The sequence below is a fragment of the Bradyrhizobium sp. LM2.9 genome, from assembly GCF_054056555.1.
The window spans coordinates 430,147-454,980 of the sequence record NZ_JBSRYJ010000002.1; the positions used below are offsets into that span (position 1 = coordinate 430,147).

Here is a 24,834-nt window from a genome sequence, read left to right on the forward strand (position 1 = left end):
GGCAGCTGAAGGGGTTCTCCTAAAGACTGAGAGCGTCGTCCATGGAGATGATGCTCATCATATGCCGAGGCGTGGTAGCCCCTGTTGGCTCACGTGCTCGACGTGTCGGCCGCCCGGCGGGGCAGCCGATAAAAAGGTGCGGCCTCGAGAGGGGGACCAGCGCGGTACCAAAAACCCCAATCGAGGCCGCCCGCGTCGATCGGCGGATCGAACGCTGCTCATTTTCGCGTGATCATCCGGTGCGATAATGAGACGCGCCGATGTCTTGATTCCAAATTTTCAATGTCGGAATCGAGGCACCGCGTTTGCGTGGTTGTCTAGGTGCCTTTTTTCTCTGCCTGGTCGTAGACCGCCTGCGCCACTTTGGTCAGCCGGTCCCGGTCGCCGCCACCGCTGACGACGTAGCCGACGCCGCGCTCGGCCCAGAACAGCGCCCCGTCCTTTTCCATTCTGGCGTAGCGCATCTGCGTCGCGCCGTTCTCGGTCTTGGCGGTGTAGATCGTGTACCGCTCGCCCGAGGCGCCCTCGTACATCAGGAACGACGCCGGACCGTTCGGCCCAGGCAGGAGCCGGCCGCCGACGAGCTTCAGCCCGCTCGCCTCCAGGTTCGGTGCAAACACGGTCCAGCCGCAGCGCCGGGTCAGCCAGGCCTGGAGGTGGTCGCGCTCGTTGCCACCGACCTCGACGGGGTGGCGAACCTCGACGACGTAGAGGCGGTGTGCGTCGAGCGCGTCGGTCGTAAAGTTCTGGAAGGTCGAGGGGGCATTGGCGGCGCCATGCGCGACCCAGCCGGCGGTGCCGCCGGCGACGAAGGCAACAAGCACCGCCGCGGCGGCGCCATAGAGCCACTGGCGGGGCCGGCGCTCCAGCCGCTCGAGCTCCAGCCGCGCCGGCACCTGCTCCTGGGCGACGGAATCGTAGCGGGCGTGCAGCATCTCGGCCATGGCGCGCCAGGACTGCACGCGCTCGGCATCGTCAGGGTGGGCGACTAGCCAGGCCTCGACGTCGGTGCTGCGCTCGGCCGGCAGCTCGCCGTCGACATAGGCGTGCACTTCGTCTTCTGTGATGGGAATATTGCGGTCGTTCATATCGGTCGTCTCTGGCTCTGCGGCCCAAAATATCTTACGCGGTTCAACTGCGCTGCTTCCCACTCCACGCAGGGGAAGCGACATGCGCAATGCATCCACCCTGCCATTACTTCACCCGCTTGAGCGCCGGGCGCTCACCCTCCAGCGAGGCTTTAACGTGGGCACGGGCGCGGGCCAGGCGCGACATCACGGTGCCGATCGGCACGCCCTGGATGTCGGCGACCTCGCGATAGCTCATGTCCTCCAGCATCACCAGGAGCAGCACCGAGCGTTGCTCCTCGACGAGCGTCGCCAGTGCCTTCTCGATATCGCGCCCTTCGGCTTCGGTCCCGCTGGCATCCGGGTTGTTCTCCGTCAGCTGCATGAATTGCGGGCGCCTTGCCAGCGAGCGCCGCCGGTTCTTGTTGAGGTTGGTCAGGATCGTGTAGAGCCAGCTCCTGACGTCGCCCCCGAGGAACAGGCGCTCTGAACGCAGCGCCCGCACCAATGTATCCTGCACCAGATCGTCGGCCGCATCCGCCTCGCGCGTGAGCGCGCGGGCGTAGCGGCGCAACGCCGGGATCATTGCTTCCACACTTTGTCGAAACGCACTCATTGCGGTCTTGACGTCCTGGTGCCCGGCGCGAGTGCCACAACGATCATAACACCCGAGCGGAACAGCTATTCCGGCGCTCGAAACAGCGTTAACGCCGCGTATTAGGACTGTACCGCAAAGGAGGGCTGGTGTACCTCCAGACCTCACCGAGAGCTCGACGGGACGTTAGCAAATGGCGCAGAATTCAGGTCTGATGCAGGGCAAGCGCGGGGTCATCCTCGGTGTTGCCAACAACCGTTCGATCGCCTGGGGCATCGCCAAGGCATGCCACGCGGCCGGCGCCGAGCTCGCCTTCACCTATCAGGGCGATGCGCTGAAGAAGCGCGTGGAGCCGCTCGCCGCCGAGATCGGCGGGCTCGTGCTCGGCCATTGCGACGTCACCGATGCCGCGACCATCGACGCGGCCTTCGCGGTGCTGAAGGAGAAGTGGGGCAAGATCGATTTCCTGGTGCACGCGATCGCCTATGGCGAGCAGCTGGATGGTCGCTACGTCGATACCACGCAGGAGAATTTTTCGAAGTCCATGCTGATCTCCTGCTATTCGTTCACGGCCGTGGCGCAGCGCGCCGAGAAGCTGATGACCGACGGCGGCTCGCTGATCACGCTCAGCTATTACGGCGCCGAGAAGTGGATGCCGCATTACAACGTGATGGGCGTGGCGAAGGCGGCGCTCGAAGCGAGCGTGCGCTATCTCGCGGCCGATCTCGGCGAGAAGAACATCCGCGTCAACGCGATCTCGGCGGGTCCGATCAAGACGCTCGCGGCGTCCGGCATCGGCGATTTCCGCTATATCCTGAAGTGGAACGAGGCCAACGCACCGATGCGGCGCAACGTGACCACTGAAGATGTCGGCGGCAGCGCGCTGTATTTCCTCTCCGACCTGTCGCGAGGCGTCACCGGCGAGGTGCACCACGTCGATTCCGGCTACCACGTGCTCGGCATGAAGCGCCCCGACGCGCCTGACATTTCGTTCGGTAGCAAGGACTAACCTTTACCTGGAATGCCCGTGCCCACGATCTATTATCTTCGCCACGGCGAGACCGAGTGGAATGCGCTCGGCAGGCTTCAGGGCACCAAGGACATTCCGCTGAACGCGCGCGGCCGCGGTCAGGCTGTGCAGGCCGGGGGCATTCTCGCCGATCTGTTCAAGCGCGACGGCCGCGACAAGGCTGCATTTCCCTACGTGTCGAGCCCGCTTGGCCGCGCGCGGCAGACCATGGAACTGGCGCGGGGCAAGCTCGAACTGCCGCCTGCGGACTACACGCTCGACGATCGCCTGCGCGAGATCGGCTACGGCACCTGGGAGGGACTGACGCTGGCCGAGAGCGAGGCCTCCGATCCCGATGTCTACGCCCGGCGTCTCGCTGACAAATGGACGGTGGGCCCCGCGGACGGGGAGACCTACGCCGAAGTACAGGTCCGCGTGCGCGCCTGGTACGACCAGCTCCGGACCGACACCGTCGCGGTTGCCCATGGCGGGACCTGCCGGGCCCTGATGGTTTCACTCGGCCTGGAGACGCCGGCGAGCGCCGCCGAGCTCTATATCGAGCAGGGCGCAGTCTACGTGTTCCGCGACGGGCGGCTGGAGAAGTTTAGTTAAGCCGGTTCGCCGTCTCCCGTGGCGGCTGCGGGTTTGACCCCCGGCCCCCCCGCGCGTTACCACACGCGGGAACCAAGCCAGCGAGCCGCGATGTCCTTCAACACCTTCGGCCACATGTTCCGCGTCACCACCTTCGGTGAGAGCCATGGGGTGGCGATCGGCTGCGTGGTCGACGGCTGCCCGCCCATGATCCCGCTCGTCGAGGCAGACATCCAGGGCGATCTCGATCGCCGCCGGCCCGGCCAGTCGCGCTTCACGACCCAGCGCCAGGAGCCGGATCAGGTGAAGATCCTCTCCGGCGTGATGGCGCATCCGGAGACCGGCGTACAGGTGACGACGGGCACGCCGATCGGGCTGCTGATCGAGAACACCGACCAGCGCTCGAAGGATTATTCCGAGATCAAGGACAAGTTTCGCCCGGGTCATGCCGACTTCACCTACGAGGCCAAATACGGCCTGCGCGATTACCGCGGTGGCGGCCGTTCTTCGGCGCGCGAGACGGCGACGCGCGTTGCTGCCGGTGCGATCGCACGAAAAGTGCTTCCCGACGTCAGGGTGCGCGGCGCGCTGGTGCAGATCGGTCCGCACAAGATCGACCGCGACAAGTGGGACTGGGACGAGATTGCGAAAAACCCGTTCTTCTGTCCCGACAAGGACAAGGCCGCGTTCTTCGAGACCTATCTCGACGGCATCCGCAAGAGCGGCTCCTCGATCGGCGCGGTGATCGAGGTCGTCGCCGAAGGCGTGCCGGCCGGCCTTGGTGCGCCGATCTATGCGAAGCTCGATTCCGAGTTGGCAGCCGCGATGATGACCATCAACGCGGTGAAGGGCGTCGAGATCGGCGCCGGCTTTGGCGCGGCGGAATTGACCGGCGAAGAGAACGCCGACGAGATGCGTACCGGCAATGACGGCACGCGCTTTCTGTCCAACCACGCCGGCGGCGTGCTGGGCGGCATCTCCACGGGACAGCCGGTGGTGGTGCGCTTTGCGGTGAAGCCGACCTCGTCGATCCTGCAGCCGCGTTTGACCGTCGATCGCAACGGCACCGACACCGAGATATTCACCAAGGGCCGCCACGACCCCTGCGTTGGCATCCGCGCCGTCCCCGTCGGCGAAGCCATGATGGCCTGCGTCCTGGCCGATCATTTCCTGCGCGACCGCGGGCAGGTGGGACGCTAGCGCTGGGTGGGTCGCTAGTGTCGCGCCACCAGCCCACCGCGCAGCTTGACGATCCCACAACTTCGTCCGCAAATGCGGACATGCAAAACGCCCAACTCCAGCGCATCACCAACTGGTTGATCGACGGCGCCAGGTCATCGGGGACCCCGTCGGAGATGATCGCCGACGTCTGCGAACATCTGGTCGCAGCCGGCTTGCCGCTGTGGCGGTTCGGCATCTTCATTCGTACGCTGCATCCGGAAATCTTCGGCCGCAATTTCATCTGGCGGGAAGGTCAGAAGGTCGAGATCGGGACCGTCGATTTCGATATCCTGGACACGCCCGAATTCGCCAGGAGCCCGCTTCGTATCGTGTTCGAAGAGGGGATCGAGGTCAGGGGCCGCATGGACGACCCCGACAGCAAGCGCTTTCCGTTCCTCGATGACATGCGCGCCGAAGGGGTGACCGACTATATCGCGGTGCCGATGCCGTATCTCGATGGCTCTATCCACGCAACGAGCTGGGTCACGCGGGATCCCGGCGGCTTCAGCGATGACGACATCGCGGCGATCCGCACCCTCATGGCACCGCTTGCGCGCGTCAGCGAGATCATCAGCCTGCGCCGTACCGCCGAGATGCTGCTCGATACCTATGTTGGCAATCGCGCCGGCGCGCGTATCCTCGGCGGCCAGATCCGCCGCGGCCACAACGATACCATGCAGGCTGCGATCTGGCTCTCGGATCTGCGCGGCTTCACCGCGCTGTCGGACCGGCTGCCGGCCGAGACCGTGGTCGAGATCCTCAACCATTATTTCGACTGCCAGGTCACCGCGATCCGCGGCCATGGCGGCGAGGTCCTGAAATTCATGGGCGACGGCTTGCTCGCGGTGTTTCCGATCGACGAATATGTCGGCGATGCCGCCCATGTCTGCTCGCGCGTGCTGGAGGCGGCGCGCGAATCCCGCGCCAGCGTCGAGGCGCTCGCCTTTCCGGTCGGCGACGTCATCGAGCGCTTCCGCTTCGGCGTCGCGCTCCATGTCGGCAACATCCTCTACGGCAATATTGGCGGCGGCAACCGCCTCGACTTCACCTGCATCGGCCCCGCCGTCAACCTTGCCGCCAGGCTCGAGAAGATCACGGGTCGGCTAGGGCGGACCATCGTGGCCTCGGAAGGCTTTGCCAATGTCTGCCAACACGACTGGCACGAGCTCGGAGAATTCCCGATCGCGGGATTTTCCAAGGCGCAGCGCGTGTACGGGCTCGCGGATGAAGCGCCGGCGCTGGTCGACTGAGTGCTATTCCTCCGGCTCCGTCGTGAACAGCAGCGGATAGCCCTTGGTGCGGGCGGCATCCGTTGCGCGGGTGGCCTTGGTCTCGGCGACGTCCCTGGTGAACACCGCGACCACGCAAGCGCCGAGCTTGTGGGCGGTGATCATCACCTTGTAGGCCTGATCCTCGGTCATCCGGAATTCGGCCTTGAGGATCATGGTGACGAATTCGCGCGGCGTAAAGTCGTCGTTGATCAGGATGACCTTGTGCAGCTTCGGCCGCTCGACCTTGGTCTTCGTCCTGGTTTTCGGCTTGATGACGGTGTCGTTCATTCCGCCTCCCGGATACGGCGGGCTCGGGTTCCTGCCGGCGCGCTCAGCGCGCGGCCTTCTCACCATATTGCAGGACGTGCACCTTCTCCAAGGTGATCAGGCCGCTCGACATCATGCCATCCAGGAAGGGCAGGAATGCGTTGATGTTGTCCTCGCTGTCGACGATCTCGATCAGCAGCGGCAGGTCTTCCGACAGCCGCAGGATTTTCGAAGTGTGCAGCCGGCTCGACTTTCCGAAGCCCATCGGACCGCGCAGCACGGTGGCGCCGGCCAGATGCCGCTCGCGCGCCGTCATCACGATCGCTTCATAGAGCGGCTTGCCGTCGAAATGGTCGTTCTCGCCAATGAAGATCCGGAGCGAAACTGCCTGATTGGGAATTTGCATGGTCAGCTCCTTGTCAAGCGGTTGGTGCGGCTGGCCATCATATGGCCTGCCCATACCGATACCAGCCAGCAGATGACGGACGCCGCGATATAGGCGAGCGCCGTATATTTCATGCCGTCGTGGAACAGGCGGAAGGTCTCAAGGCTGAAGGTCGAAAAGGTCGTGTAGCCGCCGCAGAACCCGGTCATGACGAACTGCCGGTGCTCGGGCCGCGCCAGCACGCGGCCGTCGGGCCCGGTCAGCGTCGCGTAGAAGCCGATGATCAGCGAGCCGGTGGCGTTGATGAACAGCGTCGCGACGGGGAAGCCGGGGCCGGTGTCGAGCGCGAGCCCGACGAGGTAGCGCGTGAGCCCGCCGACGATGCTGCCGGCGGCAACCCAGGCATAGAGCATCGCGGTGCGCCGGCGATCGGCGGAGGAGGGGGACTTCATCTGCCTCTAGACTCCCAGAGTGTCCGCGAGGAGGAAGCCGCAACTGACGGCCGCAAGGCACAGCCCGACCGAGCACACGACATTGCCAAACGCGTGCATCGGCTCGCCGTTCCGCGCCAGCGTCAGCGTTTGCAGGCTGAACGAGGACACCGTGGTGTAGCAGCCGAGAAAGCCGGTCACCGCGAACAGCCATGGATTGGGCGTGGCGAAGGCCGAGCCGGGATGGGTCGCCAGTGCGCCAAAAATCCCGATCAGGAAGGCGCCGGTGACGTTGATGGTCATGGTGCCCCATGGAAACGTCTCGCCCATCCGTCGCGCGATCGCGCCGGAGACGAAATAGCGCGCACAGCCGCCCAGCACGCTGCCGATGATGATCGCAAGCACTCCGCTCAGCACGACAAACAGCCCCCCGTCATCATTTTTGCTCCGTTGCCAGCCCGTTGCCGACGGCGAACAGCCCCATAAGCGCGACCAGCGCGAAGCCGAGCCCGGCCAGGAACGTGCCGGCCGGACCATAAGTATCCCACAGCGCGCCGGCGATCACGCTTGCGGCCAGCAAGGCAAGGCCGGTGAACAGGTTGAAATAGCCGAACGCGGTGCCGCGCAAGCTCGGTGGCGCGGCGTCGGCGACGAGGGCCGAGAGCAGGCCTTGCGTCAATCCCATATGCAGCCCCCATAGCACGACGCCGAGTGCGAGGCCCCCAAGGCTTGGTAACAGCGCGAGCGCGAGATCGGCGCCGGCGAGCAAGACGAGGCCGAGCGCGAGCAAGCCGGTGCGGTTGATCCGGTCCGAGAGCACGCCGGCCGGATAGGCCGACAACGCATAGGCGATGTTCATCAGCACCAGCACGGCCGGCACCCACATCACATTCAGCCCAATGTGCTGTGCGCGCAGGATCAAAAAGGCCTCGCTGAAACGCGCGAGCGTGAAGACCACGCCGACCGCCACAACGCGCCAGTACGTGGATCCGAGCTGCCGCATCGCGGCGCGATTGAGCGGGTTTTTTGCAAGCTCCCGGCTCGGATCTGGCTCCGGTTCACTCACCGCGAACGCGATCAGTCCGAACGACAGGAAAGCCGGCAGCACCGCCACCCAGAACACCGCCGTAAAATTGTCCGCCGTCCACCACATCAGGGCGATCGCCACGAGCGGCCCGACGAACGCGCCGACGGTGTCGAGCGACTGCCGCAGGCCGAAGCTCGCGCCGCGCAGGCCGATGGGTGCGATATCGGCGATCAGCGCATCGCGCGGCGCGCCGCGAATGCCCTTGCCGACGCGGTCGATGAAGCGCGCGGCAACCAGCCATCCGACGCTGGGGGCAAGCGGGAATAGCGGTTTTGTCAGCGCTGCTAGCCCGTAGCCGAGCGCTGCAAGGAGCTTGCGCCGGCCGAGCCAGTCGGACAATGCGCCGGAGAAGATTTTCGTGATCGAGGCGGTCGCCTCCGCAATGCCCTCGACGAAGCCGACCGTGAGCGTGGAGGCGCCGAGCACGGTGACGAGATAGACCGGCAGCAGCGCGTGGATCATCTCGGAGGAGACGTCCATCAGCATCGACACGAAGCCGAGCACCCAGATTCCCCTGGGCAGCCCCGCACGCGCAGCAATCGGTGTCGTCGTCGTCACGTCCAAGACTTCTCCTTGCCTTCTCCTTGGCCTCCCCTTGGGCCTGCTCCTTGGCCTTCGCGTCCAGGCAACAAAAAACCCGCCAGCGGCGGGTTTGTCCATGCTCCCGCCAAAGGCAGAGGCTTCATGTTGCCCCTCCTCAAGCAGGAGTCATTAGCCCACTACGGTCACAGGCCGCCGGGCGGTTATCGGGGGACTCCATCCCCATCTGTGCGGCCAGCCTAGCATGGAAATCACGCCGGACAAATGGGCGGGGCGCTCTGTCCAGTGGCCCGTCATTCCGGGAGCGCACCGCGAGCGACGGCATGACGGCGCCGGCGATCGCGCAGTTCCAGCGGCGCGAGCGCGGCAACATGGCGGCAGCTTTGCGTAAAGCGACGCAAATCCCAACTCGCAAATCCCTAACTGGAATGTGAAGCGCAAGCGATCTTCGGACTTTGCGGCAAGGCGTTTGCATGTCACCATCGCGTCATACGACGGGAGGCTGCGATGCGCTTGCTGTTCTCGATCGGGGTTGTGCTGGTGACCGGCATGTTTGCCGGAGGGGACGTCGCTGGCATCGCGGCACCAGGACCCAAATTCGAGTCGCCTAAAAATCAGCCGCAGCGGCAAGCAGCCGACAAGGACGTGCAGACGGTCGATGTCGAGCTGATCCTCGCGGTCGACGTATCCTACTCCATGGACATGGACGAACTCGCGATCCAGCGCGAAGGCTATGCCCAGGCGATCCAGTCGAAGGAATTCTTGCAGGCGCTGAAGCTGGGTCCGAACGGCCGGATCGCCGTGACCTATTTCGAGTGGGCCGCCTCGACCGACCAGAAGATCATCATTCCCTGGCGGCTGATCGACGGACCGGAGACCGCCGATGCCGTCGCCGCCGAAATCCTGAAGACGCCGATCCGTCGTGCCTCGCGCACCTCGATCTCCGGCGCGATCACTTTCGCGATGCCGCTGTTCGATGAAGATCCCTATCGGGGCTTGCGGCGCGTGATCGACATTTCCGGCGACGGTCCCAACAACAATGGCACTCCGGTCACGGTGGCGCGCGATGCAGCGATCGAGAAGGGCATCGTCATCAACGGCCTGCCGATCATGGTCAAGGAGCCGTCCTATTCGACCATGGATATTGACAATCTCGACTTCTACTATGAGGACTGCGTCATCGGCGGCCCCGGTTCCTTCGTGATTACGATCAAGGACCGCGACAAGTTCAAGGAAGCCATCCGTACAAAGCTCTTGATGGAGGTTGCGGGCCGTATGCCGGAGCGTCCGGTGATGCGCGTTGCGGGCAAGGACAAGGAGCCGCGTGTGAACTGCATGATCGGCGAAAAGATCTGGTCGGACCGCTGGGTGGGGGCGCTAAACGCGCTACCGCCGAATGAGACGTTTTGCCCTATTTGCTTCTGATAGAATTTTAACCATGCGTTAACCGTCGCGTGGCCCTAATTGGCTGTTTTCAATTGTTTCCGGATAAAGTTCTGACCTTGTTGTCGGGGCGCGAACGAAGCGGACCTGTCAGACAAATCCGCCGAGCAATCAAATGGCCATCGTCACGTCGAGCACCAGCCAGATTTCGCCCGCCAACGAGCGGGTTTATCACCAGAGCGCCCTGCTCGGTGACTGGAAGGGCAATTGGGCGGGCAACAACCAGCCCGTCGGCTTCAAGGTCGTGAACATCCGCGGTGCCCGGGCGCAGGTCGAGTACACCCATAACGGACACACCGAGCGCGGCTTTGGCGAGGTCAGTGGCGCGCTTCTCACCTTCGGTAACATCACGGTCGGCACCAAGGACGGCAAGAGTTTGGTGCTCTTGTCCTCCGCGGGCGCTGGCAAGCAGACCGCGACGCTGGATAAGCAGGCGCCGCCGGCCTCGGACAGCCGTCTGATGGGAAGCTGGGGCGGCTATTCCAGTGACAATGGCAAGAGCGCGAGCTTCCGTGTGCTCGGGGTCAACGGCAACGAGGCCCAGGTCAGCGTCACCACGGACGGCGTCACCCGGCAGGGCACCGGCACCGTCTACAAGAATGTCATCATGTTCGGGCAGGCGCAGATTGCGACCGATGACGGGCAGAACGGCAAGATCATCTACCAGGTCGGCAACAAGTCGTTCATGGTGCCGGTGACGAAATATCCACCGGCGGATACATCGTCCTCAGTGGACAAGACCGCTTAACGTCTCACCGTCGTTTGCTGCGGCATGATGTCAGCGCCGCGGTACTGCAATCGAACGCCCCGGCTACTTGGCGGCGAGCGGTCGCAGTGGCAGCACGCTGTTGTTCGGCGCTTCCGTCTGCATGGTGATCAGCGTCATCGAGACCAGGTCGCAATAGCCAATCAGGCCGATGATATCCGGAGGTGGGGTGATGATGCCGCGCTCGTCGAATTTCTGTTGCGCCGCGCGGTAGATTCGTCGGAGCCCTTCTTGGCGCGGTGCGAACCGTGCAAGAGCTCGGGAACGCATGCGGGAGTTGAATGGAACGACGCCCGGGCGTGTCAGCTCCACTGGCATTCGCGGCAACCGTCGCGTATAATTTCCGCACTTCCTTGACGGTCACCTGAATGCTCAGTCTCGCAGCTCCACGCGCCCTCGCAACTGTCTTCGCCGTGCTTTGCCTCGGCGGAGCAACGGCTCATGCACAAGTGGCGCCTCTGAGGTATTGGATACCGGGCGGTGCTTTCGGCTTTGGCGGAACTAGCAGCCAAAGCGCCGCTGCCTACGGTAATTTTCCAAGCTTCAAGGCCGCCGATGCAGACGGAAGCTACGATTTTCGTCCCGGGTTCTTTGTCGGGAGCGAACGCGGCAGTCTCGGTTTGAACGGTCTCAGCCAGAGCGCCTCCGTCGGCAATTTCAGCGCGCTCTCTTATGACGGCACGCAGTTTGGTTACAACACCAAGGCCGTGGGCGGCATGCCCGTCACGTTCTTTGCCGGTTTCGACACGCTGAAATACAGTGGCGGCATTGGCAGCTCGCTTGCGCCGCTCACCTCCAGCGCCTCGCCCGGCTACGGCGCATTTGCAGGTGTCGAGTTCAAGCCGACCTCCAACCTCAGTCTGTCGTTCGGCGCCGGTTTCATTCAGCAGCAATCGGGAAACATGGACAGCGACATCAACTCGTCGATACTGCCCGGCGAGTCGCCGGCATTGGGCGTCCTTCGGCGGTAGAGCATGACCCCGGAAGGTGTGCCGCGGTTTCCCGAAAAGTGCACCCTCAAACATAAGAACTAGCGCGTAAAGCGCGCCACCAGCTCGACATGCGGCGTATGCCGGAACTGGTCCACCGGCACGACGCCGTCGATCCTGTAGCCGCCATCGATCAAGAGCCGTGCGTCGCGGGCAAAGGTCGCGACGTTGCAGGAGACCGCGACCACCACGGGCACCTTGCTCGCGGCGAGCTTCAACGCCTGGGCCTGCGCGCCCTGGCGCGGCGGGTCGAACACCACGGCATCGAAGTCGCGCAGCTCCGGCGGCACCAGAGGGCGGCGGAACAGGTCGCGCGGCTCGGCCTTGATCGGCTTGAGCCCCGGCGTGCGCGCGGCTTTTTCGAGCGCTGCAATGGCGCCGGCGTCGTTGTCATGGGCGGTGACGCGGGCCTTTTCGGCGAGCCGCAATGCAAACGGGCCGACGCCGCAGAAGAGGTCTAGTACGTTCTTGGCCTTGCCGATGCGCTCCGCGACGAGAGACGCCAGCGTTTCTTCGCCCGCAACGGTTGCTTGCAGGAACGAGCCCGGCGGCAGCGTCACCTCGGCGCGACCCATCTGCAGGGTCGGCGCCAGGCGTTGCAGCACCAGCTCGCCATGCCGCGTTAGCCGCGCCAGGCGGTGCTGCTCGGCGACGCGCGACAGCGCCGTCACAAGTGGCGTTGGCAATGGGCCGGAGCCGCGCAAATCGACATCGAGACCGTTGGCGGTGGCAGTGACCTGGATGTCCAGCGGCTTTGTCACCGACATCTTCGACGTCAGCAGCTCGGAGAGTGCCCAACCCGCATCGAGCGCACCCTCGAGCCCGGGATCGAGGATCGGGCAGCGATGGATCGGGATGACATCGTGTGAGCTAGCAGCAGAAAAACCCACCTTGAGGATGTCATGCGTGCCGAACCGTCCGTGCAGCGTGACGCGCCTGCGGCCCGCGCCGTGGGCGTCGACCAGTGGCGCCACCTCGCAGTCGATGCCGGCTTGCGCCAGCGTCTCGACCACGATGCCGCGCTTCCAGACCTGATACGGTTCAGTCGCCCAATGCTGGATCGCGCAGCCGCCACAGACGCCGAAATGCGGACAGAACGGTGTGATGCGCTCCGGGCTTGCGACATCCACCGCCAGCAGCATGCGGCGGTCAGGATGGTTGCCGGCGACGCGGCCGACCTCGACGGTCTCGCCGCCGAGCGTGTAGGGTACATAGACCGCATCACCCGCAGCCCGCGAGACGCCGTCGCCACGATGGCCGACGTGATCAATCTTCACGCGCTCAACCACGTCGCGCGCCCAGGAAGAATTCGATATTGCCGTCGCCGCCGGTGATTGCCGACGGGAACACTTCGATATCGGTACAGCCGAGCGAGGCGGCAAAGGCGGCGATGTCGTTGCAGATCTCCTGACGCACGGCGGCGTCCCGGATGATGCCCTTCTTGTTGTGCTTCCGGTCCGCCTCGAATTGCGGCTTGATCAGCGCCAGCAGGCTCATCGGTGCGGCCGCCAGGGATAGCGCCACGGGCAGCACCGTCTTGAGCGAGATGAAGCTGACGTCGATAACGACGACATCGGGCCGCGCCGGCAAGCGCTTGCCATCATAGGCGCGGATGTCGGTCTCTTCCATCGACACGATTTTGGAGTGACCGCGCAGCGAGGGATGCAACTGGTTGGTGCCGACATCGACGGCAAAGACGAGGCTCGCGCCGTTCGCCAGCAGCACCTCGGTGAATCCGCCAGTGGAAGCGCCGACGTCGAGGCAGACATGGTCCTCGATCTCGATTCTGTAGCGCTCAAGCGCGCCGGCGAGCTTGACGCCGCCGCGGGAGACATAGGGGTGTGCGGGCTCGGCCCGGATCACCGCATCCTCGGCGATGGTCTCCGACGGTTTTGCGACCTGCTTGTCATCGGCAGTGACGAGCCCAGCCTCGATCGCCGCGCGCGCCCGCGCCCGGCTCTCGAACAGGCCACGCTCGACCAGCAATACATCCGCGCGCTTGCGGGCAGGGGACATCGGTTCTCCGAAAGAGAATTTGCGCTTATATAGCGATCAATCGCGCGGCTGCCATCCGGACGCAAGCCTCGAAGGCGGCAAGATCGTGCCAGACGTCGATCGGCATCTGCGCCGGCGTCACCAGCGGGCAGCCATGCAGCTCCAACGCGTGGATCATCATGAGATTGTCGACGAGTCCAAAGTCTTCGACCGTCAGCCCCTGCGCGTCGACCAGCCGCCCCTCTTCGGACGTCACATCCACGAAGCGCCCGACGCGGTCGGCATAGGCAGCGCCGTCGTTGGAATAGGCGAGGCAGAACTTGCGGCGGCCGGCCATGTAGCCGAGCTCGTAGACGGTGCCGGGATCGGCGCCGGCGCCGCGGAACGGCGTGAGGTTTGCGATGATGGCATCGGCCGCGTCCATCATCGCCTCGTTGCCGCAAAAGATCTGCCGCGACGCATCAGGCACGGCGAGGTCGATCTCGTTGTCGAGGGGACAGAGGCCGGTGAGGCCGTGAGCGGCGCAGATCGCGGCTTTCTGCCGGCCGATCTCGACCGCATCTGGCAGGAACACGTCGGGGCCCGCCAGATAGATTTTCATGAGAGCTGCTTCCCAGAAGGTCGAAGCTCGCTGTTAGGCGAGCTTGACCGTCTCGGCCTTGACGTCCTTGCCGAGCGCCTCGAACACCTTGGCGACGATGCCCTTGGCATCGAGACCGGCACGGCCATACATCGCGGCCGGCGTATCGTGGTCCTGGAACACGTCGGGCAGCACCAGGGAGCGGAACCGCACCATGCCACTGTCGAGCGCGCCCTGATCGGTCAGGAATTGGGCGACATGCGAACCGAAACCGCCGACCGAGCCTTCCTCGATCGTGATCAGGATCTCGTGGTCGCGGGCGAGCTTGAGCACCAGCTCGGTGTCGAGCGGCTTCATGAAGCGCGCGTCGGCGATCGTGGTGGAGAGGCCGTGAGCGGCGAGCTCGTCGGCCGCCTTCTCGCATTCGGCGAGGCGCGTGCCGAAGGAGAGCAGGGCGATCTTGCTGCCCTCGCGGACCACACGGCCCTTGCCGATCTCGAGGGGAACGCCGACGTCGGGCATTTCGACGCCGCGGCCTTCGCCGCGCGGATAGCGCAGCGCGCTCGGGTGGTCGTTAATCGCGACCTGGGTTGCGACCATGTGGACCATTTCGGCTTCGTCGGACGGTGCCATGATGACCATGTTCGGCAGACAGCCGAGATAGGCGTTGTCGAACGAGCCGGCATGCGTCGCGCCGTCGGCGCCGACGAGGCCGGCGCGGTCGATGGCGAAGCGGACGGGCAGGTTCTGGATCGCGACGTCATGCACGATCTGGTCGTAGCCGCGCTGCAGGAAGGTCGAGTAGATCGCGCAGAACGGCTTGTAGCCTTCGGTCGCAAGACCTGCGGCGAAGGTCACCGCGTGCTGCTCGGCGATACCAACGTCGAAGGTGCGGTCGGGAAACGCCTTGTTGAAGATGTCGACGCCGGTGCCGGACGGCATCGCCGCGGTGATGGCGACGATCTTGTCGTCCTTTTCGGCTTCCTTGACGAGGCTCGCGCCGAATACGTTCTGATAAGCCGGCGCATTCGGCTTGGACTTGGCCTGGGTGCCGGTCGCGACGTCGAACTTGACGACGGCGTGGTACTTGTCGGCGGAAGCTTCCGCCCGGACCGTAGCCCTTGCCCTTCTGGGTCACGACGTGGACCAGGATCGGGCCGGTCTCCATGTCGCGGACGTTCTTCAGCACGGGCAGGAGATGGTCGAGGTTATGGCCGTCGATCGGGCCGACGTAATAGAAACCGAGCTCCTCGAACAGAGTGCCGCCGTCCATCATGAAGCCGCGGGAGTATTCCTCGACGCGGTTGGCGCGGTTGGCAAGGATCTTCGGCAGGCGCTTGTTGATCTGCTTGGCCGCATCGCGCAACGTGCGATAAGTCTTGCCCGAGTAGAGCCGCGACAGATAGGCACTCATCGCGCCGACCGGCGGCGCGATCGACATGTCGTTGTCGTTGAGGATGACGATCAGGCGCGAATTCATCGCGCCCGCATTGTTCATGGCCTCGTAAGCCATGCCGGCTGACATCGCGCCGTCACCGATCACGGCGATAACGTTGTTCGTGCCACCGGAGAGGTCGCGCGCGACCGCCATGCCAAGGCCGGCAGAGATCGAGGTCGAGGAATGCGCCGCGCCGAACGGATCGTAGTCGCTCTCGCTGCGCTTGGTGAAGCCGGACAGGCCGCCACCGGTGCGCAGCGTGCGGATGCGGTCACGCCGGCCGGTGAGGATCTTGTGCGGATAGGCCTGGTGGCCGACGTCCCAGATCAGCCGGTCGCGCGGCGTGTCGAAGACGTAATGGATCGCGGTGGTGAGTTCGACCACGCCGAGGCCCGCGCCGAAGTGACCGCCGGTGACCGAAACAGCATCGATGGTCTCCTGCCGCAGCTCGTCGGCGACCTGACGAACCTGCTCGATCTTGAGCTTGCGCAAATCATCCGGCGTCCGGATGGTGTCGAGAAGCGGCGTCTTACTGTATGCGTTCACGGCGATTTCCAATTTGTCAGCGCCGGAAGATCGTTCCGGCGCGCGATGGGTTTGCACAATATCGGCGCAGCGCGAGTCCTTAAACCGTCGGAGCCACCTGCATGGGGCAACGCCCCGTCTTCAAGCTTAGGTGAGCCTAAGTGCGCTCCGGTTCAGTCTCTGTGATCCATGTCACGTAGGTCGGCTTCGTCCGTCCCAACCAATTTCATCAGCAGTTTGAAGCTCTTGTTGTCGGTAATCGGTGCCCACACAAGGCTTACAAAAAGCCACACTGCGCGCAGCTTTACACCAAAGCTTGGGCCAAAGCCAACCCGCTGGCCGGCTTACGGGGCATGCCGGTGCAACTGGCGGGCCAGAGTGGTTAATCGTGGCGGGAGCGGAAGAGTTCCAGTTTTGCCCGGTTCTTCGGCAGGATTTCAGCCGAGAGGGAGGTCGTTTCGACCGGATTTGCGGAGCCGGAGCGCTTCCGCGCAGGCAAATTCGTGGGGTTCCCGCCTGGCTGCCGGGCCTCATGATCGGGAGATCGGCGTGCGATCGTGAAAAATTGCGGGGCGGCGGATGCTTGAGACGGTCGGCTTTGAAGTGCGGCGCCCTTACTGGACGTCGAGCGGCGCGGTGCCGGTGGGCCTGGCCGCTCGCATCGGTGGTGATCTTGTCGACGCGCGCCTCGGCCTGGCGCAGCAACTCCTCGCAGCGGCGCTTCAGGGCCTCGCCGCGCTCGTAGATCGTCACGGATTCCTCGAGCGGCACCTTGCCGTCCTCGAGCCGCTTCACGATCGTTTCGAGCTCCTCGATGGCGCGTTCGAAGGTCAGCCTGGAAATGTCGATTTGGGTATTTTCGGCCATATAAGTTTCCGATTGCCCGATTCGCTTCAGATCAGAAAAAGCAGGGTTTTGCGGGCGTAATGTGGCGGGTGCGTCAGGCGCCCATCAGGGCGCCGACATGCGCCGTAACAGATTCTTTCAATCCTTGCAGATCGTAGCCGCCTTCGAGCACAGAAACAACGCGGCCCCCGGCGCTCTTGTCGGCGAGGTCCATCAGCTTGCGTGTCACCCATGCATAATCCTCGGCGCGCAAATTCAGCGACGCCAATGGATCGCGATAATGCGCGTCGAAGCCGGCGGAGATGACGAGCAACTCCGGGCTGAATTTTTCGAGCTGCGGCAGGATCAAATTCTCGAACGCAATGCGGAATTCCGGCCCGCCATCCTCGGAGGCGAGCGGCGCGTTGACGATGGTGTCGTGGTCGCCGCGCTCGCCTTTCGCGCCGGTGCCCGGAAACAGCGGCATCTGGTGCGTCGAGCAGTACATCACGGTCGGGTCCGACCAGAAAATGTCCTGCGTGCCGTTGCCGTGATGCACGTCGAAATCGACGATGGCCGCGCGCTTGATGCCGTATTTGCGCTGCGCGTGGCGCGCGGCGATTGCGACGTTGTCGAAGAAGCAAAAGCCCATCGGCTTGCCGATCTCGGCGTGGTGGCCGGGCGGGCGTACCGCGACGAAGGCGTTGCGATGCTCGCCCGCCATCACCGCATCGGTCGCCGCGACCGCGCCGCCGACGCCGCGCATTACCGCTTCCCACGTGCCCGGCGACATCGAGGTGTCGCCGTCGATATAGACTTGGCCGCTGGTCGGCGCGATGTGGCGCAGCTCCGTGACGTAGTCCTCGTTGTGACAGAGCGTAACGAGATCGAGATCGCCCTCCGGCGCCTGGTCGCGCACCAGGAACTGGAAGCGCTCATGCGACAGCGCTTCCTCCACGGCGCGCAGGCGGTCCGGCCTTTCAGGGTGTCCCGGCGGCGTGACGTGGTCGAGGCAGGCCTTGTGGGAGAGGAGAAGCGTACTCATCAGGTCGGCCTCATGGAAATGCGGGCTCTCGACGTCGCTTGGCGCATCCGGCGCCAAAACGCAAATGCAAAACCCAATCTATGCGTTCCCCCGGGAATGGCAAAGGGTGGTCCTGGACCGATCCGTTTAATCCGGATCAATTCACGCGCAGTATGCGGCTCAGCGGCAACGGCCCGATCGGTCCGTACGCCCTGAAGAACGCGAACAGCGCGTCAGCGTCGTAGCCGCCATATTGCGGCTCCGTGCCCAGTTTGGCGGTTGTAAAGCCGTCGCCACCGACTGCGAGGTAATCGTTGAGAGTGACGCGGTAGCCGCTTCCAGCTTCGATCAGCCTTCCATTGAGCGTCATCTTGTCGGCGAGGACGCGCTCGCCGAACGGCTTCGCCGCATCCCAGGCATAGTTGAATCCGTTCGAGACCTGGAGAATCCGCGGCCGCTTCGGGTCGAGCCATTGCTGCTCCAGCATGTCCTTGAGCTGGCTGCCCGTGAGCGTCATGGTGACGAGCCGGTTGCGGAACGGCTGGCTCGCGAAAACGTCGCCGAAGGATATCGCGCCGTTCTCCTTTGGCACGATGTCGGTGCGGATGCCGCCGGGATTGGTGAGCGCGACGACAGCGCCGCCGTCCTTGGCGTCCCTGGTCGCGGCGAGCTGCGCGTCCGCGATGACGTCGCCGAGCGCGCTTTCGCCCGCCTCGTTCGGAATCCGTGACAGCGTCTGCGTCACCGATCCGGCCGGCCGGTTGGCGATCGGCGCCGAAAGCCTGTCGTATGCGTCGATCAACGCGGTCTGCTCGGGATCCTTTGGCAGCGAGGCATTGGCAACAATGACGTTCTCGGCCCTGGCGCTGACGACGTCGCGCGTTGCCGGATCGAGCTTGAGGTCGATCGCAGTGACCAGCGTGCCGTATTTGTCGCCGCTGGTGACGAGCCGCCCGTCGACCTGGCAAACATAAGCTCGATGAGTGTGGCCGCTGACGACGACATCGACGGCGCGATCGAATTTTTTGACGATGTCGACGATCGGTCCCGTAATAGCAGGGCATTCATTGTAGTCGCCGGCCGGCTCGCCGCCCTGGTGGATCAGCACCACGATCGCCTCGACCCCACGCGCCTTCAGCTGCGCGACCTGCGCATTCACCGTCTCGGCCTCGTCGCGGAATTCAAGGCCGGTGATGCCTGATGGCGAGACGATGCCCGCGGTCTCTTTCAAGGTCAGTCCGATGAAGGCGACGGGGATGCCCTCGAACTCCCTGATCTCGTAAGGCGGCAGCACGCTCTTGCCGGTCGCCGTCTCGATGGTGGACGCCGCGAGATAGTGGAATTTGGCGCCGAGGAAGGGATGCGGCCCCTGACAGCCGTCGACTGGATGACAACCGCCGTTCTGCATCCGCAACAGCTCGGTCTTGCCCTCGTCGAATTCGTGATTGCCGACCGAAGTGATCGCGAGCCCCATCATCGAGAGCGCCTCGATCGAAGGCTCGTCGTGGAACATCGCCGACAGGAACGGGCTCGCGCCGATCAGATCGCCGGCGGCGACGAAGATCGTGTTCTTGTGTCCCTCGCGCAGCTGCTTCACCAGCGTCGCCATGTATTCGGCACCGCCGGCCGCCACCATCACCTTCCTGGACCTATCCTCGGGATCACTGATCCGGATGCCGCCCGGCGGCGGGCGCAGATTGCCGTGGAAATCGTTGAGGGCGAGAATGCGCAGCTCAACGGGTGGGGCAGTTTGCGCGGACGCGGGCAGGGTGGCGAGCGTGAGCGAGAAGGCGGTCAGGCGGAGAACGTGTCGCATGGAACCAGACTAGTCGTTGCGCACGAAGATTTCACCAAAGTTCTCGGTACCCTATTTTTTCTTCCTGTCCGCAAACGTGTTGAACGCGGCGGTGGCTTCTTCCGACTTCAGCCGCTCGCCGAACAGATGGGCTTCCTGGTCGATACGGCGGGTGAGCTCTTCCGGCGCGGCGCGCAACAATTTGCGCGAGATCGCGACCGCCTCGGCCGGAAGCTTGCAAATCTCGCGCGCCACTTTGCGGGCCTCGACCTCGGTGTGTCCCGATGACACCACCGCGTTGACGAAGCCTGCGGTATGGGCCTCCGCGGCGGTGAAAGTCCGCCCCATCACCAACATCGCAAAAGCGCGCTGGTACCCCATCGTGTTCGGCATCAGCAGGCTGGAAGCCCCGACCGGGACCAGCCCAAGACGGATGTAAGGTGCGGAAAAAGTAGCTGCCGTGGATGCGAGCACGTAGTCGCAGTGAAACAACATCACCGTGCCAATGCCGATCGACGCGCCATCCACGGCAGCGATGATTGGCTTGACGTTCAGGGCGAGTGAATAGAGGAATCTCGCTCCGTCCGTCAGCGTCTCGGGGCGAGACGTGTCGGCGTGCATGAAATCGTCGATATCGTCGCCCGCGGTGAACACGCCGGAGCCGCCGGTGATGATCATGCAGCGAATGTCGGGATCGTTCTGCGCCGTGTCGATGGCGCGGCTCATCTCGCGATACATGTCCTGCGTGATGGCGTTCTTCTTGCTCGGCCGGCGCAGGGTGATCACGCGCGTTCCACGCTCTTCGGTGACGACGATATTGCCATTCGGCATAAGGGGCCCCTGCGGTCGCCGCGACGCTGACGAGTCTTGTAGTCTTCAGCCTACATCATCTCGCAGGCGTGCCAATCCGCTCGTGCCAGCTTTTCGACGATCCCCCTGTGCCGGGATGCCTGGCGTCCAGCCTTGGCTCGCGTTCCCTGCGTGGCACCGCATCACATCGAATCACATGCGCCGTTTTACGCTTTATCCACCGTTGCGCGTTGCAACAATTAGCTACAATGTTTCATTTGAAAAACCGGTGGTTGTGCGGCACGATGGTCCGTCGCGTTCCATTTGGCCGATTGCTCGATTGATGACTGCCGCCACTGGTGTTGACGAATCCTCGTTCCACTACCGCGGCTGGCGCGTCGTGCTGGCCTGCTTCCTGATGGCCTTCTTCATGTTCGGCTTCGGCCTGTACGGCCAGGGCGTCTATCTCGCTGAGCTCCAACGCGCCCATGGCTGGCCGGGTACACTGGTCTCCGCGGCCAGCACCTTCTCCTTTCTCCTGACCTCCGTCCTCGTCATCTTCACCGACGATCTGCTCGCCCGTATCGGGCTGCGGTCGCTGATCCTGTGCGGCCTGTCGGCGCTCGGCGCGTCGACGGTGCTGCTGGCGCTGCTGCAGACGCCCTGGCAGCTCTATCTCGCCTATGCGTTGATGTCGGTCGGCTGGACCGGCCATGGGCACCGTGGTGATCGCGACCGTGCTGAACTCCTGGTTCGAACGGCGCCGCGGGCTGGCGCTCAGTCTCGCCTACAACGGCGCGACCTGCGGCGGCATCGTCCTCGTTCCGCTGCTGCTGACGCTAAGCGGCAGTATCGGCTTCCGTTCCGCCATGCTGGCGGCCACGATCGCGATGGTGGTGCTGGTGCTGCCGGTGGTCGTGATCTTCATCGGCTGGCCCGACCGGACATCGCGGGCATCGGGTGGAACTGCGTCTGGTGGTGGCACGGCCGCGCCGACGCAGTCCCGCAAGGCGCTGCTCGCCAACGCGGCGTTCTGGACCATGGTGCTGCCGATCGCGATCGCGCTGCTGGCGCAGATGGGATTCATTATCCACCAGGTGACGTTTCTCGAACCGCTGATCGGCCGGGCCAGTGCGGGCCTTGCCGTCACCCTCATGGCGGCGATGGCGGTGGTCGGGCGCCTGTCGCTCGGTCTGTTCGTGGACCAGCTCGATCCGCGGCTCGCCTGCGCGGCCTCGATGACGAGCCAGGCGGCGGCACTGTTCGTTCTGGTGCAGAGCACGAGCCCGACCGTGCTGCTCGTGTGCTGCGCCGTCTACGGCTTCTCGATCGGCAACATGATCACGTTCCCGCCCCTGATCATCCAGCGCGAGATCGGCGCCAGCGCCTTCGCCGCCGCGATGGGACTGGGCACGTCGATCAGCGGCATCGTCAGCGCCTTCGGCCCCGGCATCGTCGGTCTCGTGCGCAGCGTAACCGGCGATTACACGACGGCGTTTGCGATGTGCGTCGTGCTGGACCTTGTGGCGGCGGGGATTGTGCTGTGGCGGCCGGGGAGGCGCGCAAAGCTCGCAGCCTCGTAGCCCTACGCGTCCCAGCTACCCCAGCAGCACCGCATCCGCCGCCGCGACCGACTCCGCGCTCTCCGTCACCGTGCGCTCGAGCGCGCCGGCCTGCACGGTGATGTTCTCGGCGAAGAAGCGCGCCAGCGAGACGTAGCGCGCGGCGTCCGTGTTGCCGTCGGCTTTCGCGGCGAGCGCTTCGGAGGCGAGCATGCATCCCCCGAGCGTGGCGCCGAATTGCTGCAGATACGGTGTCGCGCCCGCCAGCGCCTCGTTCGGCGCGGACCCGACGCGCTCCAGGAGCCATTTGCTGGTGCGCGTCAGCGCCTCCAGTGCCTCGCGCAGTTTCACGCCCGTGGTGCCGAAGGCAGGATCGTTGGAGGCTTCGACCTGCTTCACGGTTGCGGAGAGCTCGTCGAGCAGCGCCCACACCGACGCGCCGCCGTTGGCTGCGAGCTTTCGCGTGACGAGGTCGATGGCCTGGATGCCGTTGGTGCCCTCGTAAATCGCGGTGATGCGGGCATCGCGATAGTGCTGGGCCGCGCCGGTCTCCTCGATGAAGCCCATGCCGCCATGCACCTGCACGCCGAGATAGGCGACCTCGTTGCCGACATCGGTCGAATAGCCCTTGGCCATCGGCGTCAGAAGCGCCGCACGCGCGGCAGCATCCGCGCGGACCCTCGGATCCCTGGCGCGCGTCGAGACGTCGATCGCGACGGCGGTCGCATAGCAGATGGTGCGTGCCGCCGCGGTCTGCGCCCGCATCCGCATCAACATGCGCTTGACGTCCGGATGCACGAAGATCGCATCGGAGCCGTCACCCTTTTTGCCGAGGGCGCGGCCCTGCTTGCGTTCCTGTGCGTAGGCGAGGGCCTGCTGGTAGGCGCGGTCGGCAACACCGACGCCTTCGAGGCCGACGCCGAGGCGGGCCTGGTTCATCATCGTGAACATGCAGCGCATGCCCTGGTTCTCTTCGCCGACCAGGAAGCCGATCGCGCCGCCATGATCGCCCATGGTCATAGTGCAGGTCGGGGAGGCATGCATGCCGAGCTTGTGCTCGACGCCTGAGGCAAAAATGTCGTTGCGCTGCCCCAGCGAGCCGTCTTCGTTGACCATGAACTTCGGCACGAGGAACAGCGAGATCCCCTTGGTGCCGGCTGGCGCGTCCGGGAGACGCGCCAGCACGAAATGCACGATGTTGTCGGTCATGTCGTGTTCGCCATAGGTGATGAAGATCTTCGTCCCCTTGATGCGATAGGTGCCGTCGGCCGTCTTCTCGGCGCGGGTGCGCAGCGCACCGACGTCGGAGCCGGCCTGCGGCTCGGTCAGCTGCATCGTGCCGGTCCATTCGCCGGAGACGAGCTTTTCGAGATAGATTTTTTTCAGCTCGTCGCTGCCATGCGCGTCCAGCGCCTCCATCGCCGACGCCGTCAGCAGCGGACAGAGGCCGAAGGCGACGTTCGAGGCGCTCCAGATCTCGGTGCAGGCCGCGTTGATCGCGATCGGCAGGCCCTGGCCGCCAAAATCCTCGGGGCCGGAGACTGCGTTCCAGCCCCCCTCGGTCCAGCGCTTGTAGGCATCCGGCCAGCCCGGCGCGGTCGTGACCTTGCCGGCATCGAGCTTGATGCCGTGCTCGTCGCCGACCCTGTTGAGCGGCGCCAGCACGTCGGTTGCGAATTTGCCGGCTTCCTCCAGCACGGCGCTCACGATGTCGCCGTCGAAATCGCCGTAATGGCCGGCCTCCACGGCAGCCTTCAGGCCGGCGCCGTGGTTGAGCGACAGCAGCATGTCAGAGATCGGCGCGCGGTAGGTCATGGCTCACTCCCGTGGACAGGTCTTGCCGCCGTATTCCCATGAAACGGGGGAGGTCTCAACTGTCGGGATCCAGGGAACGCGCTGGGCCGGAACGGGCCGTTGTCAGGGCCTATAATAACAAGGCCTATAATAAGGTGTGGCAGGTCCGCAGCCGGCGGCTGTGGTATTTTGCCCCTCCAGGCGGTTGAAATGCCGCTTCGCTCCCTATAGACCGGCTGCGACCAACGGGAATCTGCGGTAGCCAGTTCTTCCGCCCCGTTCCGTTGGTCATCCTGTTGGGGCGTAGCCAAGTGGTAAGGCAGCGGATTTTGATTCCGCCATTCGGAGGTTCGATCCCCTCCCGCCCCAGCCAGATCCAACATGCTGATTTTGTTAGAGGAATGGCCTTGCTGAAGGAGGATTTTCCGGCGCATTTGGAAATTCCGCTTACCTCGCATTTGGAAATTCTGTGCTGGTTTCGTTTTTGGTCGAAGGCAGATGAAAGTGCTCGCGCGTTGAACGTTCGTTCGACTTATCAAGATACGAATTGAGCCTATGAACGCTGTCCGCGTTGCAAGCTTCCGACCGCTCGCGTTGATGTCGCGTGCGGGATCGACAGCTGCAGAGTCCCGCCGCCTAAGCACTGTTCAACCAAACGCGAGGTCTAACTTTGAGATCGGACGCTAGTCTCGCTCCATCTTGTCCGGCACCATCGCACCGACATGGACCCAGCAGTGATACTTGTCGCCGAGTTGGTGCGCGCGGTCGCACCACAATTGCATGATCCGGAAGCCAGATAACTCGCATCATTTTGCTTTTGCTTCTATGGACCAGACTGTCTTCCA

At 64.3% G+C, this 24,834-nt stretch carries 22 protein-coding genes, 1 tRNA gene, 3 pseudogenes and 1 riboswitch; of the genes and pseudogenes, 9 read left to right on the forward strand and 17 right to left on the reverse strand.

Annotation, left to right across the window (positions count from 1 at the left end; translation table 11 throughout):
- Nucleotides 1–317: 317 nt before the first annotated feature.
- Together ACVWW3_RS03550 and ACVWW3_RS03555 are read right to left on the reverse strand one after the other, a co-directional pair.
- On the reverse strand, nt 318–1,088 hold the full coding sequence (locus ACVWW3_RS03550) for an anti-sigma factor family protein (protein WP_456671870.1): 771 nt from the start codon (nt 1,086–1,088) through the stop codon (nt 318–320).
- A gap of 106 nt (nt 1,089–1,194) precedes the next feature.
- Nucleotides 1,195–1,683: a sigma-70 family RNA polymerase sigma factor gene (locus ACVWW3_RS03555; protein WP_456650914.1), complete on the reverse strand. Its 489-nt coding sequence runs from the start codon at nt 1,681–1,683 to the stop codon at nt 1,195–1,197.
- Nucleotides 1,684–1,855: 172 nt separating this feature from the next.
- On the opposite strand from ACVWW3_RS03555, the gene fabI reads away from it, so the two are divergent.
- From fabI to ACVWW3_RS03575, 4 genes are all read left to right on the forward strand, one after another.
- Nucleotides 1,856–2,671, forward strand: a complete 816-nt coding sequence (gene fabI, locus ACVWW3_RS03560; RefSeq protein ID WP_354105117.1) for an enoyl-ACP reductase FabI — start codon at nt 1,856–1,858, stop codon at nt 2,669–2,671.
- 12 nt (nt 2,672–2,683) lie between these two features.
- Nucleotides 2,684–3,283: a histidine phosphatase family protein gene (locus ACVWW3_RS03565; RefSeq protein WP_247348047.1), complete on the forward strand. Its 600-nt coding sequence runs from the start codon at nt 2,684–2,686 to the stop codon at nt 3,281–3,283.
- Between the two features lie 90 nt (nt 3,284–3,373).
- Nucleotides 3,374–4,462, forward strand: coding sequence for a chorismate synthase (aroC, locus tag ACVWW3_RS03570; protein WP_456650913.1), 1,089 nt, complete (start codon nt 3,374–3,376; stop codon nt 4,460–4,462).
- 80 nt (nt 4,463–4,542) lie between these two features.
- Complete coding sequence (locus ACVWW3_RS03575; RefSeq protein WP_456650912.1) at nt 4,543–5,733, forward strand: adenylate/guanylate cyclase domain-containing protein; 1,191 nt, start codon at nt 4,543–4,545, stop codon at nt 5,731–5,733.
- A 3-nt stretch (nt 5,734–5,736) separates the two neighbouring features.
- Here the strand turns inward: ACVWW3_RS03575 and clpS are convergent, their stop codons facing one another.
- Genes clpS through ACVWW3_RS03600 form a run of 5 tightly spaced genes read right to left on the reverse strand, consistent with a single transcriptional unit; the run spans nt 5,737 to nt 8,482 of the window.
- The gene (gene clpS / locus ACVWW3_RS03580; protein WP_247441851.1) at nt 5,737–6,042 is read right to left on the reverse strand and encodes an ATP-dependent Clp protease adapter ClpS; all 306 of its coding nucleotides are present in this window, start codon (nt 6,040–6,042) and stop codon (nt 5,737–5,739) included.
- Nucleotides 6,043–6,085: 43 nt separating this feature from the next.
- Nucleotides 6,086–6,427, reverse strand: coding sequence for a DUF190 domain-containing protein (locus tag ACVWW3_RS03585; RefSeq protein WP_247348056.1), 342 nt, complete (start codon nt 6,425–6,427; stop codon nt 6,086–6,088).
- 2 nt (nt 6,428–6,429) lie between these two features.
- Nucleotides 6,430–6,858 (reverse strand): fluoride efflux transporter CrcB, encoded by a 429-nt coding sequence (gene crcB / locus ACVWW3_RS03590; protein WP_456650911.1) that lies wholly within the window; start codon nt 6,856–6,858, stop codon nt 6,430–6,432.
- A 6-nt stretch (nt 6,859–6,864) separates the two neighbouring features.
- Nucleotides 6,865–7,254 carry a fluoride efflux transporter CrcB gene (crcB, locus tag ACVWW3_RS03595; RefSeq protein ID WP_456650910.1) on the reverse strand — a complete coding sequence of 130 codons (390 nt, stop codon included), beginning with the start codon at nt 7,252–7,254 and terminating at the stop codon, nt 6,865–6,867.
- A gap of 19 nt (nt 7,255–7,273) precedes the next feature.
- The gene (locus tag ACVWW3_RS03600; protein WP_456650909.1) at nt 7,274–8,482 is read right to left on the reverse strand and encodes an MFS transporter; all 1,209 of its coding nucleotides are present in this window, start codon (nt 8,480–8,482) and stop codon (nt 7,274–7,276) included.
- Nucleotides 8,483–8,619: 137 nt separating this feature from the next.
- Nucleotides 8,620–8,697: riboswitch (Fluoride riboswitch) on the reverse strand.
- A gap of 274 nt (nt 8,698–8,971) precedes the next feature.
- Here ACVWW3_RS03600 and ACVWW3_RS03605 point away from each other — a divergent pair.
- On the forward strand, nt 8,972–9,889 hold the full coding sequence (locus ACVWW3_RS03605; protein ID WP_456671871.1) for a DUF1194 domain-containing protein: 918 nt from the start codon (nt 8,972–8,974) through the stop codon (nt 9,887–9,889).
- A 133-nt stretch (nt 9,890–10,022) separates the two neighbouring features.
- Nucleotides 10,023–10,655: a hypothetical protein gene (locus tag ACVWW3_RS03610; protein WP_456650907.1), complete on the forward strand. Its 633-nt coding sequence runs from the start codon at nt 10,023–10,025 to the stop codon at nt 10,653–10,655.
- Nucleotides 10,656–10,718: 63 nt separating this feature from the next.
- Here ACVWW3_RS03610 and ACVWW3_RS03615 read toward each other — a convergent pair whose 3' ends face one another.
- Complete coding sequence (locus ACVWW3_RS03615; protein WP_456671872.1) at nt 10,719–10,943, reverse strand: hypothetical protein; 225 nt, start codon at nt 10,941–10,943, stop codon at nt 10,719–10,721.
- A gap of 98 nt (nt 10,944–11,041) precedes the next feature.
- Between ACVWW3_RS03615 and ACVWW3_RS03620 the strand changes: the two genes are divergently transcribed.
- The gene (locus ACVWW3_RS03620; RefSeq protein WP_456650906.1) at nt 11,042–11,644 is read left to right on the forward strand and encodes a hypothetical protein; all 603 of its coding nucleotides are present in this window, start codon (nt 11,042–11,044) and stop codon (nt 11,642–11,644) included.
- Between the two features lie 59 nt (nt 11,645–11,703).
- Here the strand turns inward: ACVWW3_RS03620 and ACVWW3_RS03625 are convergent, their stop codons facing one another.
- The 8 genes and pseudogenes from ACVWW3_RS03625 to ACVWW3_RS03660 form a co-directional block, all read right to left on the reverse strand.
- Complete coding sequence (locus ACVWW3_RS03625) at nt 11,704–12,951, reverse strand: class I SAM-dependent RNA methyltransferase (RefSeq protein WP_456650905.1); 1,248 nt, start codon at nt 12,949–12,951, stop codon at nt 11,704–11,706.
- Nucleotides 12,944–13,678 (reverse strand): TlyA family RNA methyltransferase, encoded by a 735-nt coding sequence (locus ACVWW3_RS03630; RefSeq protein WP_456650904.1) that lies wholly within the window; start codon nt 13,676–13,678, stop codon nt 12,944–12,946. The genes ACVWW3_RS03625 and ACVWW3_RS03630 overlap by 8 nt, the downstream gene beginning before the upstream one ends.
- A 25-nt stretch (nt 13,679–13,703) precedes the next feature.
- The gene (locus tag ACVWW3_RS03635) at nt 13,704–14,258 is read right to left on the reverse strand and encodes a nucleoside 2-deoxyribosyltransferase (RefSeq protein WP_456650903.1); all 555 of its coding nucleotides are present in this window, start codon (nt 14,256–14,258) and stop codon (nt 13,704–13,706) included.
- A 33-nt stretch (nt 14,259–14,291) separates the two neighbouring features.
- A pseudogene (gene dxs, locus ACVWW3_RS03640) lies at nt 14,292–16,221 on the reverse strand (1-deoxy-D-xylulose-5-phosphate synthase).
- 593 nt (nt 16,222–16,814) lie between these two features.
- Nucleotides 16,815–17,067 (reverse strand): annotated as a pseudogene (locus ACVWW3_RS03645) (exodeoxyribonuclease VII small subunit).
- 73 nt (nt 17,068–17,140) lie between these two features.
- On the reverse strand, nt 17,141–18,070 hold the full coding sequence (locus tag ACVWW3_RS03650) for a histone deacetylase family protein (RefSeq protein ID WP_247441835.1): 930 nt from the start codon (nt 18,068–18,070) through the stop codon (nt 17,141–17,143).
- Nucleotides 18,071–18,206: 136 nt separating this feature from the next.
- Nucleotides 18,207–19,865 (reverse strand): bifunctional metallophosphatase/5'-nucleotidase, encoded by a 1,659-nt coding sequence (locus ACVWW3_RS03655; protein WP_456650902.1) that lies wholly within the window; start codon nt 19,863–19,865, stop codon nt 18,207–18,209.
- Nucleotides 19,866–19,916: 51 nt separating this feature from the next.
- Nucleotides 19,917–20,675, reverse strand: coding sequence for an enoyl-CoA hydratase-related protein (locus tag ACVWW3_RS03660; protein WP_456650901.1), 759 nt, complete (start codon nt 20,673–20,675; stop codon nt 19,917–19,919).
- Between the two features lie 301 nt (nt 20,676–20,976).
- On the opposite strand from ACVWW3_RS03660, the pseudogene ACVWW3_RS03665 reads away from it, so the two are divergent.
- A pseudogene (locus ACVWW3_RS03665) lies at nt 20,977–22,216 on the forward strand (MFS transporter).
- A gap of 15 nt (nt 22,217–22,231) precedes the next feature.
- Here ACVWW3_RS03665 and ACVWW3_RS03670 read toward each other — a convergent pair.
- A complete protein-coding gene (locus ACVWW3_RS03670) occupies nt 22,232–24,010 on the reverse strand; it encodes an acyl-CoA dehydrogenase (protein WP_354046017.1) in 1,779 nt (592 codons plus the stop codon).
- A 276-nt stretch (nt 24,011–24,286) separates the two neighbouring features.
- Between ACVWW3_RS03670 and ACVWW3_RS03675 the strand changes: the two genes are divergently transcribed.
- Nucleotides 24,287–24,362 (forward strand) — tRNA-Gln (locus ACVWW3_RS03675).
- Nucleotides 24,363–24,834: the final 472 nt, after the last annotated feature.